Annotated in this window: 12 protein-coding genes and 1 pseudogene; all 13 read right to left on the bottom strand. The window is 67.8% G+C overall.

All coding sequences use genetic code 11. The annotated features are described in order from the left end of the window. Positions 1-124 precede the first annotated feature (124 nt). Positions 125-2,401: a DNA methyltransferase gene (locus tag RUMESO_RS06545; protein WP_342670731.1), complete on the bottom strand. Its 2,277-nt coding sequence runs from the start codon at positions 2,399-2,401 to the stop codon at positions 125-127. Positions 2,402-2,405: 4 nt separating this feature from the next. Continuing rightward, entirely contained in the window at positions 2,406-2,597 is a 192-nt protein-coding gene (locus tag RUMESO_RS24965) for a hypothetical protein (RefSeq protein ID WP_156362714.1), read from the bottom strand. 1,346 nt (positions 2,598-3,943) lie between these two features. Next, on the bottom strand, positions 3,944-4,375 hold the full coding sequence (locus tag RUMESO_RS28410) for a calcium-binding protein (RefSeq protein ID WP_425414879.1): 432 nt from the start codon (positions 4,373-4,375) through the stop codon (positions 3,944-3,946). 343 nt (positions 4,376-4,718) lie between these two features. Beyond that, positions 4,719-6,467: pseudogene (locus tag RUMESO_RS28405) on the bottom strand (VWA domain-containing protein); the annotation flags it as partial. Positions 6,468-6,677: 210 nt separating this feature from the next. Continuing rightward, complete coding sequence (locus tag RUMESO_RS06535) at positions 6,678-7,403, bottom strand: hypothetical protein (RefSeq protein WP_156362712.1); 726 nt, start codon at positions 7,401-7,403, stop codon at positions 6,678-6,680. 1,070 nt (positions 7,404-8,473) lie between these two features. Beyond that, positions 8,474-9,346, bottom strand: coding sequence for a PfkB family carbohydrate kinase (locus tag RUMESO_RS06525; RefSeq protein ID WP_037279043.1), 873 nt, complete (start codon positions 9,344-9,346; stop codon positions 8,474-8,476). A 40-nt stretch (positions 9,347-9,386) separates the two neighbouring features. Then, complete coding sequence (locus RUMESO_RS06520; protein WP_037279040.1) at positions 9,387-10,370, bottom strand: sugar phosphate isomerase/epimerase family protein; 984 nt, start codon at positions 10,368-10,370, stop codon at positions 9,387-9,389. Between the two features lie 70 nt (positions 10,371-10,440). Continuing rightward, positions 10,441-11,406: an amino acid ABC transporter permease gene (locus tag RUMESO_RS06515; protein WP_037279038.1), complete on the bottom strand. Its 966-nt coding sequence runs from the start codon at positions 11,404-11,406 to the stop codon at positions 10,441-10,443. Between the two features lie 21 nt (positions 11,407-11,427). Further along, positions 11,428-12,711 (bottom strand): NAD(P)/FAD-dependent oxidoreductase, encoded by a 1,284-nt coding sequence (locus RUMESO_RS06510; protein ID WP_037279036.1) that lies wholly within the window; start codon positions 12,709-12,711, stop codon positions 11,428-11,430. Between the two features lie 54 nt (positions 12,712-12,765). After that, positions 12,766-14,100: a transporter substrate-binding domain-containing protein gene (locus tag RUMESO_RS27740; RefSeq protein WP_211262807.1), complete on the bottom strand. Its 1,335-nt coding sequence runs from the start codon at positions 14,098-14,100 to the stop codon at positions 12,766-12,768. Between the two features lie 406 nt (positions 14,101-14,506). Beyond that, positions 14,507-15,244 carry an SDR family oxidoreductase gene (locus tag RUMESO_RS06500; protein ID WP_037279034.1) on the bottom strand — a complete coding sequence of 246 codons (738 nt, stop codon included), beginning with the start codon at positions 15,242-15,244 and terminating at the stop codon, positions 14,507-14,509. Next, positions 15,241-16,563, bottom strand: coding sequence for an FAD-binding oxidoreductase (locus RUMESO_RS06495; RefSeq protein WP_037279032.1), 1,323 nt, complete (start codon positions 16,561-16,563; stop codon positions 15,241-15,243). Before RUMESO_RS06495 ends, RUMESO_RS06500 begins: the two co-directional genes overlap by 4 nt. Next, a complete protein-coding gene (locus tag RUMESO_RS06490; protein ID WP_245639176.1) occupies positions 16,560-16,976 on the bottom strand; it encodes a GtrA family protein in 417 nt (138 codons plus the stop codon). The genes RUMESO_RS06495 and RUMESO_RS06490 overlap by 4 nt, the downstream gene beginning before the upstream one ends.

The following is a 16,976-nucleotide window of genomic DNA, read 5'->3' as shown; positions in this document are numbered from 1 at the left end:
CCCCCAGCCGCCAAACCGCCGAGCTTCAGATCCGTGCCGCCCTTCTCAACCGCTTCACCGCCCTCGGCACCCCCGAGACCAAGCGCGTTGCATAAAGCCGACGGGGGTCAGGGGCAGCTCGCTCTTACGCCGAATTGCTCAACAGAGCCATGCCGAATGAATAGTCATCATCATAGGCGAAGACTTGGATCGCATCGTTTGGACGGATTGAGCCGTCAAGGAAGGCAAAGATGGGACGCTTAGTTACTCGACCACAAGCAATGTAGCGGGGGAGCTTTGCTAACTCCTTCACCATCGCTTCACGGGGGTAGGACATGACCCACCATGAACGCAGGAAGTTGGCGTGGTGTCGGTTGACCTTGGCCTTAGGATTCTTGGCCAGCGCCTTCGCATTGCGCTCCTCTTCCGTCTTTGCTGCCTTCTGACGGTCCGGAAGAGCGGTGCGTTCCACTTGCTTGAACGGAACCTTGAACGACTGCGCTGCGATCACGTCCATGCCTTGAAAGTCTATCACGTAGCGTCCCGGAGCGGGCACCTTCCTGGCAATCAGGTCATTCGCGATCATGAATGGACGAAGAACTTGCTTTAACTTGCCCGTCTTGTCCTCGGACAGGGCGAGCTTCGCCGACTCGGCCTTCATAAGGAAACCCTTGTGACCGTGCGTCTGGCCCTGGTAGCAGCCCCGCGCCGCATTGGCCCGAATGGTCTTCGCTGCCGTCACATCAAGGTTGAAGGACAAGGCGGGACCGATCTTGTCGAGCGTAGCAACCCGCTCGTTCTCTCCGGGTTTGTTCCCCTCTTGGATGAAGAGCCGCTTCTGTCCCCCGTCCTTTCCCTTCGTCCAGTTGACAATGGAGACATGAACCGCCGCTTCACCTGGCCACGGCATACTCGACACGGCTTCCGTAATCGTGCCGCCATGGCCCACGATATAGTCGAGGCTCGCCTCTCGGCTGTAGTTCTGACGGACGGTGTTGGTGCCAACCAAGCCTGCCCGCTGGCCGGGCTTCAGGTGGTCGTGAGCCAGCCGGAACCAATAGACGCAGTAGTCAGCTCGGCCATCCACGTTCGGGAACCGCTCCCGCAAGTCGTGGAGATAGCCTACGGGCATCTCGGCCTGCCGCTTGTTCTTGCTCTGGTAAGGCGGGTTGCCGATGATGGCGTCCACCTTGGGCCATTCGTCAAAGAGCGCGTCTCCTTGTCGGATGTTGTCGTCAAGGTTGTCGAGGGGCAGAGCATCCCCTGACAAGGCCAGCTCCCCTTGGAGCGCTCCCAAGGTCTCCTGAGCTTCGTCCAGCGCGAGCTTCTTGGCCAGCATCAGCGTGACCTTCGCCAGCTCCACGCCGAAGCCGTCCAGCTCGATCCCGTAGAACTGCTTGGGGCTCACCACGGTTAAGGTCTTCGCCTCGTTGAGAAAGCCGCTCTCGGAGCGGTCCTTCATCCGCTGAAGGATGCGGAGGTCGAGCCTCGTCATCTCGCGGAAGGCGACATAGAGGAAGTTACCGCTTCCACAGGACGGGTCGAGAACACGGAACTTGGCCAGTTCCTTCCGTAGCTCGATCAGCTCCTTCATCGACTTGGCGGCGTCTATGCGCTCGCGCCATGGCCGGACGATCGTCGGCCCTACGATGCGCTGAATGTCGGCCTCGTGGGTGTAGTGTGCGCCATAGGCGTGGCGCTGCCCTTCATCCATGCTGTCTTGAAACAAGGTCCCGAAGATCGCCGGGTTGACCATGGACCAATCTTTCGTCGCGGCCCCCTCGTCGTTCTTCCCAATCAGGTCCAGTTGGAATCGGTCCAGCTCGATGGGCTCGACTTTGCTGAAGAGCCCACCGTTGAAGTAGCGAACTCCTTTGAAGCGCCCGGCCTCAGCCGCCTTAGGGTCGTTCATCTGCCGGAACAGACTCCCGAAGAGGTCATAGGGCGACTGTTTGTTGTTCACGCAGTCGTCGTAGATGCCCTGGATGGTTGCGGCGGGCATCAGGTCAATGTCCTCAGCGAACATCGCCACGAGGAGCTGAAGAACGAAGCGCTGGGCCTTCTCTCGGGGAACGGGGTTCTTTGGCCGCGCCACCAGACCTCGGAACAGCTCCGCCATCTTGTCAGCGGCTTCCCGAGAGACCTTCTCCCGGTCATTGCCGAAGATCGGCTTGGGGTTGTTCGGGAAGAGGAAGTTCAGAGCCGTGTAGCGTTTGGGTAGGTCCTCAAGCGCAACCTTGTCCACCGGCTCCCCAAGCTGCTTGTCGAAATCGTAAATCCAGAACTCGCGGAAGTTGCACAGGACCACGTAACGGGGCCGATCCGGGACGGCTGCAATCCAGTAGTCGAACGCCTGCTGGTAGTGAAGGTGCAGCTTTTCGCCAGCGTTCTTCATCTCCATGAGGAGATGTGGCTTCCAGATCAGGTCAACGAACTTCTTGCCTTTGCCCCCCCGCCTTGGTTTGCCGGGCTTCCAGCGTGGCTCCTGCTTCCTTGTAGCCCTTATGCCCGAACGCTTGGAACAAGCGGTCGCAGAACACTTGGGCTTCGCCCTTCTCGTCTTTCAGCGCCTTGGCATACTCAACAAACGCCTTCAGGCGTTCCACCACTTCCGACACGTCCACCACTCCACGGTTCAGGCCCGCCCCGAGTCGCAACGTGCCTGCTCTATCGCGACATGTTCAAGTGAGGTTGCTCATGCTCTTGCAGTGTGTGGCTACACGAGCAAGGTGAACGGCTTGCGGAGGATCATTGCCTCAACAACAATAACACCAATAAACCCCGCCTTTTTTGAAGTGACCCCAAGGGGACCCGGGGGGGTCTTTTCCTACGAGATGAAAACACGTCGCCCGCGATCCACAGCTGTTCAGGACAGAGCATTGGCAAAACAAACCTTTGGCTCTGGACCAAGTTGCGAAGGTCAAGATAGCTGGCGGCACCTACCTTGATTCTGCCCACAGACCTGTTACACACTCTGAGAAGATGGCTTAGATTTTCTTGAGCAACATCAAGGAGCAAGGTGCATCCAACGAGAGTTCAATCCTCTCTTGCAGCACCACTTCAGATAATTCCAGCCTCCTAATGCTCCGAAAGCTCTGACCCAGCGGCGCAACTCGGCCAGGGAATCGGCATTTCGTGCGCCCACTCGGCCCCATGTAACGCGTGGCCCGGCGCGTCCTGGGAGAGCGATCAATTCGTCCGCGCTGGCCCGATGGCTGGCCGTTGTGGCCTTGCCCTCATCTCCGAATCGGGCGACGACCTCGGCCCCGTCGCCAACCGCGTCGGCCGCGACCCTGCGGGCACTGAGCTTCCGAACGGCTGGTATGGGCGCCAGAATATGGCTTCCTCCGGGCCGGTCCGCCCCGATGGCAGGCCCGTGAAGCCTCCGACCGCCTCGCGCACGGAACTCGCCAGGTCGATCTCCCGTAGGCGCGACATCTCGGAGGAGGAGACGCGGCTCCGGTGCGGCATGATCGAGGCGCGCGCGTGCGGGCCCGATCCGCAGGGCCCGGGGCGGACGGGATCTCCGCTCCTGACGCGGACCACGGTCCTGAACCGGCAAGGGCCGAGAGCCAGGCCAGCATCTTCACAACTGCGCGGCACGGCTCGTCCTGCATTGGGCCCGGGCTCGGTCGGCCGGCACCTGAGCCTCAGCCTCAGGGACAGAACGCCTTCATGATCCCGCTCCGAGACCGGCTGCGTGCCGGCTCGGCGCACAGGCACGCGCGCCGACCGTGCCTACATCCCTCCATCTCACGCGACCTGGCGGCCTTCGAGCGTGCCTTCTGACGCCGTTGCTGGTCCAGGGCGCGTCGGTCGCCATGCCGCGACCGCCACGGAGCTCGGCTCGCGCGCCGCCGTGGTGCTGGAGAATGCGCCCTCTGCGGGACGAACGCCCACCGGCACGTGCCGTCCATGGCGACGGGCCGGACAAGGCCGGCCCGCCCCTGAGCCCATCCTCCGACTAGAGCACGAACTCGCGGTCGTGCAGGTTGTCGTGGAAGCCCCTGAGAAGAATGGCCATCTCGGCCTTGGCGTCGTTGTCGACGTTCAACTCGATCAGGATGCCGGCCTTGGTGTCCGTGTGCCGGATCTCGCCCGCCGAGAAGGAGCCGTCCCGGTCGAGCTCGAAGGCCTGATTGCCCCGGCCCTTGATGGCGTCGATGGCATGGAGGTCGATGTCGTCCTTGCGCTCGAACCCCTTGATGATGTCCAACCTGGCCTTGGTCGGGCCGCTGTCCCTCAGGCCGGTGAAGATGAAGTCGTCGGCGCCGTTGCCGCCATTCAGGACGTCCTTGCCCCTGCCGCCCAGGAGGTCGTCCCTGCCGTCCCCGCCCAGGAGCCTGTCCTTGCCGGCGCCGCTCTCCAGGACGTCTCTGCCGATGCCACCGTTCAGGACGTCGTTGCCCGCGCCCGACTTGAATGTATTGGCCCGATTGTCCCCGACGATCCTCTCGGGCGCGAGGTCCGTCAGGTTGGCGGTGACGTTCAGAATGTATTCCCCGCCCAGGCTGTCGTCTCAGGCGCACCTGCATGGCGTGGCGAGCCTGCTGCTCGTAGTCGAGCAGCAACCCGTCGGCCACCACGATCTGGTTGCCCGAGAGGGCGAAGCGCCCGCCCGCGTCGTCCAGTAGCTTGTAGGTGACGTTGGAGGCGTCGAAGCCCAGGGTGGGCAGCGTCGCCACCACGGTACCCCCGGCCGCGACCTCCTGGACCGAGCCTTCGACGTCATCGTCCAGGATCGTGAACTCTACGGGTTCGGGTCCGAACGATGACGACTCGCTGATGTCCGTGATCCTCAGCCCGAACGTCTCGTCCCCCTCGTCGATCGAATCTCCGTGGACCGAAACGGTGATGGTCTTGGACAGTTGGCCGGCCGCGAAGCTGACGGTCGTCGGCGCGCCGGAGACGTCGTCCGAGTCGCCCGTGCCGGTCGTCTCGAAGGTGACCTCCGACTCGAGCGCCCCCCGGTCGCGGCTGAGCGTGAAGGTGACGTCCGTCGTGCCGTCATGCCCCTCCACGACGGTCGGAGCATCCACCGTCAGCCGGTAGGTTGCGGAGGTCAAAATATCCAGCAGATCGGCGACGACCTCGTCCGGATCGGAGGCCGTCCTGACCGAACCTCCTGTGCCCTCGGCCAATTCCTCGAACGTGGGGTCGGGCGATATGAAGGTGTCAATGAAGATCGTCGTGACGCGAACGGTGGCCGTTTCTCCCGGGGGGCCGATCGGGTCGCCGGAGGGCACGAAATCGGGAAAGTCGAACCCGTCCGATTCAGGATCCCGGCCCGAGCTACTATGGTCGATCCCGCTCAGCTCGAAGGTGTCGACCGCTCCGATCGTCCCGAGCGCGTGGGAGGACCTGCTCGTGATGACCGCCCCGATGTCGTTGGCATAGGACAGGACGGTTGGCAGCAAGGACGCGTCCTTGGCCTCGGCGTCGGTGAAGAGCACGACCTCCTTCTTGCCGGCGCCCAGCCGCCAGTCGCCCATCGAGCCGTTCAACGCCTGAAGGAGTCCGTCGAAGGCCGTCTCCGGGGAATCGCCGCCGCCGCTGGCGCTGAGCGAGCCGATCGCGGTGAGCGCTGCGGCCTGCCTGTCCGCGAAGGCGTCCTGATCCGTGAACTCGAGGACGATCTCCGTGGGCTCCCCGATGGTGGTGTCGCGGAATCCGACGATGCCGATCCGCGCGTCGATGGTGCCTGCTGCGAACAGGCCGTTGACCACGCCGGTCGCCGCGGCCTGCACAGCGGCGATGTCGTCGCCCATGCTCCCGGTCTCGTCGACCACGAACGCCACGTCGTTCTGGAACGTCAGGCCGCCCTTTGCCAGATCGAAGGTCTGGCCCCCGGCGAATTGCACCTTCTCGAGGTTGATGAAGGTATCGGTGCCCTCGTCCGCGGTTCCACGGATGTGCCGGGCCGTCCAGGTGCCGTCGGGATTGAGCCTTATGTCGTAATCGACCGGCTTTCCCGTCAGGACGGCGGTGTCGGTGCCGGAGATCCCGCCGCTGAGAGTATCGTCCCCGCCCGCACCGAACAGGAAGTCGTTGCCAAGCCCGCTCTCCAGCGTGTTGGCCGAGGCTCCTCCGATGAGGAGGTCGTCCGAGACCAGCGCCGCCACGGAGCTGAAGTCGCGGTCTCCCACGAACGACCGATCGATCTCGGTTCCATTCGTGTAGTTGAATCCTCTCTTCAGCAGGGTCCCATCCGAGTCGTAGGCGATGTAGGAGTTCTGCTCGGGAAGGCCCAGCTCCCTGTAGATGATGTTCGCGAACCTTACCGTGTCGCCCTGGTAGTCGGTCAACGGATCGGAGCCCGACGTCAGATCCCTCCGACCGGTCAGTTGATGGACGAACTCGTGCACGAGGCATGTCACGAGGGTGTCCTCGACGGCCTTCCCGTGGTTGTCGATGTAGCTGTTGTCCACGACGAAGCCGACATCGGCCGACAGGACCGGGTTGGGGCCACCGACGCCGGTGACGAACATGTCGTTGTTGACGAACTTGATCGGGATCGTCTTCGCCGGATCCGAGATCCAGTCTTCGAACATGCCTCTCGCCGTCGCCGACCCGTTGTAGGCGGTCTGCATGGCGCCGGTTATGGCAGCCTCGGCGCTGGCGGAGAACCCGGTGAATCTGACCCTTGCCACGACATCGGCGAACGACATCTCTCTACTCCCTGTTTCCAGCCACTTGCCTTACTTCACGTCGTACCTTTCGATTGGAGCGATATCGCGGACATCCAGAATGCCCACGTAACTGAGGACGGCCCCAGGAGAGCCAAGGCAGCGGTCGATGAGCGCGGTCACCAGTTGCGCGTAGGGTTCGACCGCCTGCTCGGCCAATCTCCGCATGGACCTCTCCGCCGAATTCGCGAAGGGTCCACGCGTGCTCTGCGGCGAATGACGGAACACCCAGAGGACATCGGGCGGGATGTCGGCCGCGAAGGCCGGCGCGCCGTCGGTCGGCTCGACCTGACCCCTGCTTGCCGCAAGATACCGTTCCACGAACAGATTGAACGCGCTTCTTCCGACGGGCTGCGTCGGTGCGGCGGGCATATCCGAGAGGCCCTCCAGGATCGCCTGATCCTGCGCGATCTGGCGTTCACTCCAGACAACCGTTCCGCTGACGGCCGGGTTGCTCCCCGGTGAAATCCGAACGTTCATCCAAGGGCTGCTTATCGTGCAACCTTGGTCCGGGAAATCGGTGGCAGCGGGAATCGGGAAGTCGACATTGTCGCCGGAGGCCACGAGCGGGAGCCGTACGAAATTGATCGCGCCGCCGGTCGGATGAGTTCTCGGTACGAAGGCGACATTGGGATCGCCCAACCCCCGCGCGAGATTCGTCAGCATCTGGGACACGAAACGGCGAAAGTCCAGGCTCGCGATGTCATCCAGTGAGTCGATCGGCGTGCGCGGGCTCACGTCTTCGTCCCAGACAATCACTCGAAGTGCACGAGGGTCGGATCCACCTGGGGCTTGCGCGGACGAGCTCATGGGAAGCACCGCCAACAACAGAAAAACAGCGACCCTGACCATGCGCGGCTATCCCGGGACGTCTGCAACTCTTTGAGGTAGAATGCCTTATTGTTGCCGTTGCGTCAACTGATCCTGATTCATCATTCCTCTGACAATGGCGCCCTCGAAGGTCCGCCGGGGTCCCTTGGACGCAGCGCAAGTCGTCCTTCCCCCGGGATGACGCGAGTTGACCACACGCGAAATTCGGCCCGAGCACCGCGCGACATTCATTCGGGGAATCCGCGCCGGCCTGTGCCGAATGATCCGATGCAGGCTCTCGTGGAACCGCCGACCTTGCCCGAGATCACCGGTCTCCGGCCCTCAGGGCACGCAACCGCGGCAGCGCTGTCCGGCAAGATCAGGACAGGGGCGTGCTGGCCGCCACAGCGAGCGTGGCGAGGGCCAGCAACAGCCACCGCGCCAGCCGGAGGGCGCCCAGCCTATCCCGTTGCGGCGCAGGTCCTTCAAGGGGGTGCATCACGGAGAGGTTCGGCCGCCCTGCCGTCGCGGGCATCGGGGAGCGAACGCCGCACCGGGCCAGCAGCTCGGGCCGGCTGAGCCGTGGCTTCCGCTCCGCGAAGACGACCTGCGGCTGGGGCGCCGGCACCGTCCGGATCGGCGCGGACGGGCTGTTGGCCGGGGCGCCGACCCAATGTCGCACCGACCGCTGCGCTCCCGGCAGGGCCAGATCGAACGGAACTCGGGAGGAGCCGGACAACCCGCTCATGCCTCGGCCCTCCCTTCGCGGGATGGCAGGTCCGCAAGCGTGTTCAGGACCGGGGCGAGCATGGCGGCAGGGCAGTGGCGAGCGGGCATGGATCCTCCTTGCGCCACTCTATCAACCCGGGCGCAGGGGGTCAGATCCCGCCAGGAACTTTGCTGGGGCGATGCAACCATAGCACGAAATCCGTGAAGGCCCCGACACCGCCCCTGCCCGACCCTCCTCGGATCGTCGCGTAAGCTGCCCCGCGCCTTGGTCAGCCCAATCCGGCGACGTGCCGGGCGGCGGCCCGGTTCGCCCGTTCCACGGCCTCCCGCAGGGGGGCACCGTCCATGAGCGCGGCGGCCAGGGCGCCGGCAAACAGGTCGCCAGCGCCGTGCGTGCTGACCGGCGTGACCCTCTCGGCGGGCAGGGCGAAGCTCCCGCTCCGACTCTCCGCGACGGCGACCCCATCGCCCCCTGCGGTGACCACGACGATCGGGACGGCCCGCGCCAGACGCTCCGCCGCCTCCTCGGCCTGATCCAGGCCCGCCACCGCACGCTTCGAGAGCGCCTCCGCCTCCAGGGCGTTCGCGATCAGGATGTCGAGGGCCCCCACCAGCCCGGGATGCAGCGGGCGGTAGGGCGCGGCATTCAAGCAGACGCGCACCCCGCGTGCGCGGGCCGCCCGCGCCGCTGCGAGGTTCAGGGCCTCGGACACCTCGTTCTGCAGCATCAGCAGGCCCATGCCGGCCCAGAGCCCGTCGTCCTCAAGCCGTGCAGGGTCGATCCGCAGGTTCGCGCCCGAGACGATCACCGCGCCGTAGTCGCCGCTCGCGTCGGAGACGGCAACGCTCATGCCTGAGCCCTCGCCCGGCAAGGTGGCGACCCAGCGGTCGTCCACGCCACCCCGGGACAGGCCCTCCCTCAGGAAGGCCCCGAAGGCATCGTCGCCCACGGCGCCCAGCATCCGCACGGGGGCCCCGGCCCGCGCCGCCGCGACCGCCTGGTTGCCGCCCTTGCCGCCGAACTTCGGGAACCAGCGCTCCCCCTGGACGGTCTCGCCGGCGACGGGGCGGTGGGGAGCGGCGACCATGATGTCGTAGTGGAGGCTTCCGACGACGAGGACGCCGTTCGCGGGCTGGCTCATGGGAGGTGCCTCCTATCCGTCGTCCCGGCCGCCCGTGCCCTCACCCGCCCATCAAGGCGCGGTTCACGATCCGCTGCGATGCCACCGCGTCCTGCGCGGCCAGCGCCGTCGCCAGCTCGTCGTCACCCGCCAGCCGGCGCGCCACCGCGATCAGCCGTTGCACGGTCTCGATGTTCGCCTCGCATTCGGCGACGGGATCGAGGCCGGTGAGGTCGGGGAAGGTGTCGAAGTAGATCGGCCCGTCGTAGCCGTCGCGCTCAAGCTGCCAGATCAGCTCCAGCGTCGCCTGCAGATGCACCGCGCCCACCATCAGCCCGTCGTCGCGCTTCGCGTAGCCGTCGTTGAGGTGCACGCCGAGGAGCCGCGACTTGCGCGCGATCATGGCCGCCGCCCAGGCCGGCGTCTCCCCCGCATAGAGCACATGGGCGAAGTCGAAGGTCACGCCCAGGTTGGCCGTGCCCACCTCGGCCAGCGCCAGGAGCGTGGTCGAGAGGTCCGAGAGCAGCGAGAAGGATCGCGGCTCGTTCGGCTTGTATTCGATGGAGACCAGGCACTCCGGGTCGTGCTCCGCGACCTCCCGGATGGCCTCGATCTCATCGGCCCAGAGCCTCCCGTAGTCGGCCTGGAAGCTGTAGTCCCATCCATCCTGACCCAGCCAGATCGTCATCAGCCGCGCCCCCATCGCGCGGGCCGCGTCGATCCCCCGCTTGGTGAGGTCGATGGCCTCGCGCCGCACCTCCGGGTCGGGGTTCGTGAAGGCGCCGAGCCTGAAGGCCGGGTTCGTGTAGTAGCGCATCGCGAGCCCGTTCACCCCGAGCCCCATGCCCGCAAGCCGCCGCGCGAGGCTCCCCGGGTCGTCATCCACGTGGTCGGGATAGTTCAGGTCCAGGTCGGTGAGGCCCTGCGCCCGTGCCGCCCGCTCGGCCATCTGCAGCGGCGTGGGCTTGCCCTTCTGTCCGGGCCAGGCCCGCTCGGCCCGGGACGCGAAGGAGTTGAGGCGCGTGGCGAAGCGTTGGCCGAACATGGGATCCCCCGGTGGCGGTCGCTCCGACCAGCCCGAAATCCGGCAGGCCGTCAAGCCGCGCGGGGGCCTGCTACCGCCGGGTGGACCGGGCGTAGCGCCGCTCCAGCCGCGCCTGCGCGAATTCGAGGCCCATGGACAGCGCCCAGTAGATCATCGAGGCGGTGATGAGCATCTCGATGTGCCGGAACTCCGTCTGCCCCTGCGTCCGGGCGAGGTACATGAGTTCCCAGACCCCCACGACCGAGACCAGCGACGAATCCTTCAGCATGGCGATGAACTGGTTGCCCGTGGGCGGGATGATGACCCGCATCGCCTGCGGCAGCACCACCAGCCACAGCGTCTGCCGGGGCGAGAGGCCCAGCGCCGTCGCGGCCTCCGCCTGACCCTTCGCGATGCTCTCGATCCCGGCGCGGAAGATCTCGGTCATGTAGGCGCCGTAGCAGAGCGACAGCGCCGCGATCCCCGCCGTCACCGGGCCCACGACGTAGCCGAGCTGCGGCAGGCCCAGGTAGATGATGTAGATCTGCATGAGGAGCGGCAGGCCCCGGAACAGCGAGGTGTAGAAGGTCGCAAGCCCGTAGGCGATCCCGCTCTGCGACAGCTTGGCGATGGCGCCGACCATGGCCAGCACCGAGGCGATGACGATGGAGGCCGCCGAGATAAGCAGCGTCGTCGTCACCCCCTGCGTGATGAGGAAGCCGATCTTCCTCCAGATGAACTCGAAGCTCAGGTCGAAGGAGTAGAAGAAGGCGAGGACCAGGACGCCGAGCTCGGCCCAGATCAGCGCGACCTGCTGGCTGCGGGGCAGCCGCACCAGCGCGATGCCGTTCAGGACGAGGAGCGTCGCCACCACCGCCGCCGCGAGGAGCCGCACCGCCGAGGGATGCCCCTCCAGTGCGGCCGACAGCGCGGCGATCCTCTCCCCGATCCAGCCGGTCCCGAGGCCCGTCGCGTAGACGAGCGCCGTCAGGAGCACGAGGGCGAGGCCCAGGCCGCCTGCCCTCAGAAGCCCCGGCCGCAGGATGATCGCCCCCATGTCAGCCCCTCTCACGAACGGTCAGGCGACGCGGCGCTCGCGCCAGCGGTCCTGCGCCTGAAGCCACCAATAGGTCATCTGCACCGCCGCATGGCCGAACCGCCCGCCGTTCCAGTCCAGCCCGAAGGGCTCGAACAGCCGGTAGCGGTCGCTCTCCCCCGCGATCCCCTCGGCGATCACGAGGCCGCCGATGGTGCTCGTGTTCATCCCATGCCCGCCGAAGGCCGTGGCGTACCAGACGCCGTGCCTCAGCCGCCCGATCTGCGGCATCAGGTGGCGCGCGTAGGACATGAGGCCGGACCACGCGACCTCGACGTTCACGCCGTCGAGCTGCGGGTAGGTGGACACCATGGTCTGCCGCAGCAGCTCCGCGAGGTTGCGCGGCTCGGCGGTCCGCGTGGTGATCTTGCCGCCCCATAGGATGCGCTCGCCCCCGTCCACGACGCGGTAGTAGTCGCCCGCCCGCCGGTTGTCGCCGATGGCGTCGGTCGTGCGGATCGCCTCGGCGATGCGCTCGGGCGCCCGCTCGGTCAGCAGGACGTAGGTGGCGATGGGCAGCATGGACTGGCGCAGCTCCGGTACCAGCCGGTCGGTGTAGCCGCCGCCGCAGACCAGCACGTCCCGGGCCGCGACCTCTCCGGCGTCCGTCCGCACGACCTTCACCGCCCCGTCGAGGTCGGCCGACACCGCCCGGCTCCCCTCGAAGATGCGGGCGCCCTGCCCCTCGGCCGCCCGGGCGAGGCCACGAACGTAATTCAGCGGGTGGAAGTGAAAGGCGTTGGGGTCGCGCAGCGCCTGGAAGTAGCAGCGCGACCGCAGCCTCTCCCTCACGCTCCCGGTGGGAAGGAACTCGACCTCGTAGCCGAACTCCCGCGCGAGGGTGTCGCGGTCCTCCTTCAGCGAGTCCCCGCCGTCGTGGCGGAGCGCGCTCAGGATGCCGTGGACCGGGTCGGCGCCCTCGATCCCCAGCGCGTCGATCCGGTCGCGCACGAAGCGCATCCCCTCGATGGACAGGCGGTGCAGCGCCGCCGCCCCGTCCTTCCCCGCGCGCCGGGCGATGTTGCCGCGCCCCGTCGCGAAGCCGGGGCTCACGAAGCCGCCGTTGCGTCCCGAGGCGCCCCAGCCGACCCGCTCGCCTTCCAGGAGGACCACGTCCTTCCCCATCCGCGAGAGGGCGTAGGCCGCCGTCACCCCGGCGAGGCCGCCGCCCACCACGCAGACCTCGGCCTCGACGCGCCCCTCGAGGCGCGGTCTCGGCCGGGGGTCCCGGAGGGAGCGGCGATAGTAGCTGTCGATGTAGTCCATGGGGGTCCTGCCTGGGGCGGATCGCATCTTCGGAACGGCCCCAGGCCGCCGGGCTCAGTCGGCGCTGTAGTCCTGGCCGTACCACTTGGTCGTGAGCTGGGCGAGCGTGCCATCGTCCTTCATCGACTGCACGATCTCCGCGATGCGGGCGTCCCATTCCGCGTCGCCCTTGTCGGCCACCACCACCAGCGGCTCGCGGAAGGCGTAGTCGCCCTCGATCACCTTGAGAGGATAGCCGTTCTTGATCGCGTTGAGCGCCGTCTGCTCCGGCGCGATCACCGCGTCGAGCCGCACCCCGTCACCGAGCCGCAGGTCGTCGAAGGGCAGCATGGAGTCGGCGTAGGTCCGCACCTCGGCGGGCTCGAGCGTGTATTCGATGGGCGGCACGCCGGGCGCGTCGATCTCCAGCCGGCGGTTGACGTAGTCCTCGGAGGTGGTCGCGGTCTCGACGCCGATCACCTTGCCGTTCAGGTCGTCGCGGCTGTCCGTCGCGCTGTCCTGGTGCACGACGAAGACGTAGGGGCTGTAGTAGTAGACCGCCGGGAAGTCGATCACCTGCGCCCGCGCCTTGGTCGGCGTCACCGAGCCCACGGCGAGATCGTAGCGCCCGGCCCAGTGGCCGCCGGTCATCACCGCCCAGTCGGGAGTCTCGAAGCTGACGGTCACGCCCAGCCGCTTGGCGATCTCGGTCGCCACGTCGATGTCGAAGCCCACAAGCTGGTTGCTGTCGTCGAGAAAGCTCTGGGGAGGCCAGCCGCTGTTGGTGGCCACCACCATGGCCCCGTTCTGCGTCACGCGGTCGAGCGTCTCGCCAGCCTGCGCGACGCCCGCGAGCAGCGCCGCCGCGACCGTGAACGCGAGGGAAAGGGATGTCCTCATGCAGTCCTCCTGTTGGATCGTTGACCGGCCCGGAAGGCGCAACGGAACGGTCCGGCCCGAAGGCCGGCGGTCCGGTCCGCTATCGTGCTGCGCTCCCAGGCGTCCGCTCTGCCGGCGGATCACGTCCCGATCGGACAATGTCGTCTGACATCTGTCAACGAAAATCCGCCGGTGACGTAGGGTCGGCTCCGTACGGGCGGCGTCGAAGGCGGAGTGGCTGTCCTTGTGCTGGTCCTCCGCGCGGATCAGCCGCCGGCCCGCCCGCGTGAGGGCCATCGCCTCGATCACCGATGCCGGCCCGACGTCGCGCAGGTCGCGCCGCTCCGCCACCGCCTTAGGCAGCAGGACCGCCCCCATCTTGGCCGCCGATATCCGGGGCCGGCTCCCGAAGGCGCCGAGCGGGTCGTGAAGCGAGCCGTCGAAGCGCTGCCTGAGCGCGGCCTCGGTCGGGATGCGGTCGCCGGGCCGCAGCCCCTCGGGCTCCACGGGCGCGAGGATGTCGTCCCGCATCCCCTACGCCACCCCGCGGCCGTCCCGCAACGCCTCCGTCGCCGCGCTCCCGTCTCGCCTGCGTCGCTCAGCCAGACTCGGGACGGTCCGGCAGCCGCCTCCGCCCCCGACCCGTGCCGGCGCGGAGCCCTCGTCGGGCCAGCCAGGTTGTCAGACAAGCTCTCCGATGGAAAGCAGGACCCATGCTCGACGTCGCCGGGGAACGCATCCTCGCGATCCGCTGCGGCGCCGTGGCACTGGCCCCGCGCGCGGCGCCACCGTCATCCTGCTGTCCCGCGACGAGATCACGCCGCCAGGGCGCGCCGATGGGCACTCACTCGCGTTCGCGGCGCGGGTCCCCAGAGGCCGCCTGCGCCGCCCGGGCCACCGGCCTCCATGAGGGCGGCTTTCCGCCGCCCGAGAAGGCCTAGATGTCCATCCGCTTGAAGCGCGACTCGGGGATGGCGCGGATGATCCCCATGACCAGAGCCCACACCGGGCGGACGTAGACCACGTCCCGCGCCCGCGCGACCGCACGCTCCACGCTGGCCGCCACTTCCTCCGGCGCGGCGGTGAGCTTGGCCGGCAGGTCCATCCCCGCCGTCATCCGCGTCGCAACGAAGCCCGGCAGCACCGTCACGACGTGGACCCCCTTGCCGGCCAGCCGGTTCCGCAGCCCCGACAGGAAGGCCGTGAACCCCGCCTTGGCCGAGCCGTAGACGTAGTTCTTCCTGCGTCCCCGCTCGCCCGCGACCGAGCTCACGCCGACCAGCGTCCCCGAGCCCCGCGCCTCGAAGCGGTTGGCGAGCTCCGCCAGGATCAGCGCCGGCCCCTCGTAGTTGCTCCGCATCACCCGCGCGGCGGCGAGGGGGTCGCGCTCGGACTCCGCCTGCTCGCCCATCAGCCCCACCACGCAGACGGCGATCCCCGGCAGCGCCGGCAAGCCGTCGAGGAGCGCCGCGTGGCTGCCCGTGTCCAGCACGTCGAAATCGTGGAGCGACACCGCCACCCGGTGCCGCAGCTCGATGTCGCGCCTGTCGGCCTCCAGCCCGGCGGCGTCCCGCGCCGCGAGCTGGATCGGATGCCCGTCCGCCGCGAAGCGCCGCGCGATGGCGAGCCCGATGTCCGAGCGCCCGCCGAGGATCAGCACCGCCGGCCGGGTCACAGCCCCAGCCTTTCCGATTGCGCCGAGGCGAAACTGGGGGTCATCCGAAGCTCCTGTCGCAGGCGTTGGAAGAGGTCGGCGCGCGGGTCGGCGCGGCGCAGCGTGGCGCGGGTCATGCGGCTGTCCTTCGCAAGGTAGAACCGCCCGCCATGGTCGAGCACGATCCGGTCGAGCCCGTCGAGCAGCCTGAGGTTCGCCTCCGTCACCGGGAAGTCGAGCGCCAGAGTGTAGCCCTCCATCGGGAAGGACATCCCCGCCCCTCCCGGCCCGAGCCGCTTCAGCACCGCGAGGAACGAGCCCGTCCCCGCGTCCGAGATGGCGCGCAGGAGCGCCCGCATCCCGTGGCGCGAGGCGTCGAGCGGCAGCACGCACTGGAACTGCGCGAAGCCCCGCCGCCCGTAGATCCGGTTCCAGTCGTGGATCGCGTCCAGCGGATAGAAGAAGCCGTCCCAGTCCACGAGGCTCTCGCCCCGCTTCCTTGCCCCGTTCCGGTAGTAGAGCGCATTGAAGGCCCTGAGCGACGCGCCGCCGAGCACCACGCTCGGCAGGTCCATTGGCACCCGGAGCCGCCGCCGTTCCGGGATCACGAAGGGCGCGTCGCGGCGCGTGCGGTCGAGGTCGTCCCAGGCCGCGTGCTCGCCCAGCATGACGAGCGAGCGGCCCAGCGCCTCGCCCCGGCTCAGGCAGTCGATCCAGGCGACGGAGTAGGTCGAGTCCCGCGCCGCCTCCATGGCGTCGATGGCGGCGTCGAGGCCCGGCGCGGGGACCATGGTCTGCCGGATCCAGGCCGACTCCACCCGCCGCAGCCGGAAGGCCGCCCGCAGGATCACGCCCGTCAGGCCCATGCCGCCGAGCGTCCAGTGGAAGAGGTCCGGGCTCTCGTCCCGCGAGCAGCGCGTGACCTCGCCGTCCGGCCCCATGACGTCGATCCAGTCCACGAAGGCCCCGAAGGAGCCGTCCCGGTGGTGGTTCTTCCCGTGCACGTCCGCCGCGATCATGCCGCCCAGCGTCACGAACTTGGTCCCCGGCGTGACGGACGGGAACCAGCCCCGGGGCAGGAAGGCCGCGACCACGTCCCCCAGCACGACCCCCGCCTCGGCCACCAGCCGCCCTGTGTCCGGCTCGAAGTCCAGCATCCGGCTCCAGCCGCGCATGTCGACCGTGTTGCGGGGCGAGAGCGCGCTGTCCCCGTAGCTCCGTCCGTTCCCCCGCGCGATGGCCCCGCCCTGCGCCAGAGCCGCCCGCAGCTCCGCCTCGTCCCTCGGCCGCGAGGTCCGGCACTCCTGCCGCGGGAATCGGCCCCAGCCCGAGAGCATCATGCCAGCCCCTCCCCCGGCGCGGCCCGGAACACGAGCCGCCGGTCGAGGTGATACTTCAGCACGTAGCCCACCGCGAGGCCCAGGAGCGCCCCCGCCTCGCGCGAGCCTTGCGTGGGCGAGACGGCGAAGAATGCGGCCTCCGAGCCCCAGAAGACCAGCGTCGTGACCACGCTGGTCCCGGCATATTTCCCGATCCGCTTGCCGTGCGTCGCGGCGGAGGTCGGCCCGGCGCGGAAGATCCAGCGGCTGTCCAGCACGTACTTGACCGCCATCCCCGCCAGCGTCCCCGCCACCAGCGCGACCAAGAAGCGCAGTGGCGATGCCGAGTCGCCCAAGAGGACACGCTGCGTCCCGAGATTCACGGCCGTGGCGAGCAGCGCGAAGCCCGCGTAGCTGGCGACGAGGCGCAGCAT

Origin of the sequence: Rubellimicrobium mesophilum DSM 19309 (assembly GCF_000600335.2) — a bacterium.
Classification (GTDB): Bacteria; Pseudomonadota; Alphaproteobacteria; order Rhodobacterales; family Rhodobacteraceae; genus Rubellimicrobium; species Rubellimicrobium mesophilum.
The sequence above is the reverse complement of the archived record's forward strand: the minus strand, read 5'-3'. Positions and strand labels throughout refer to the sequence as shown.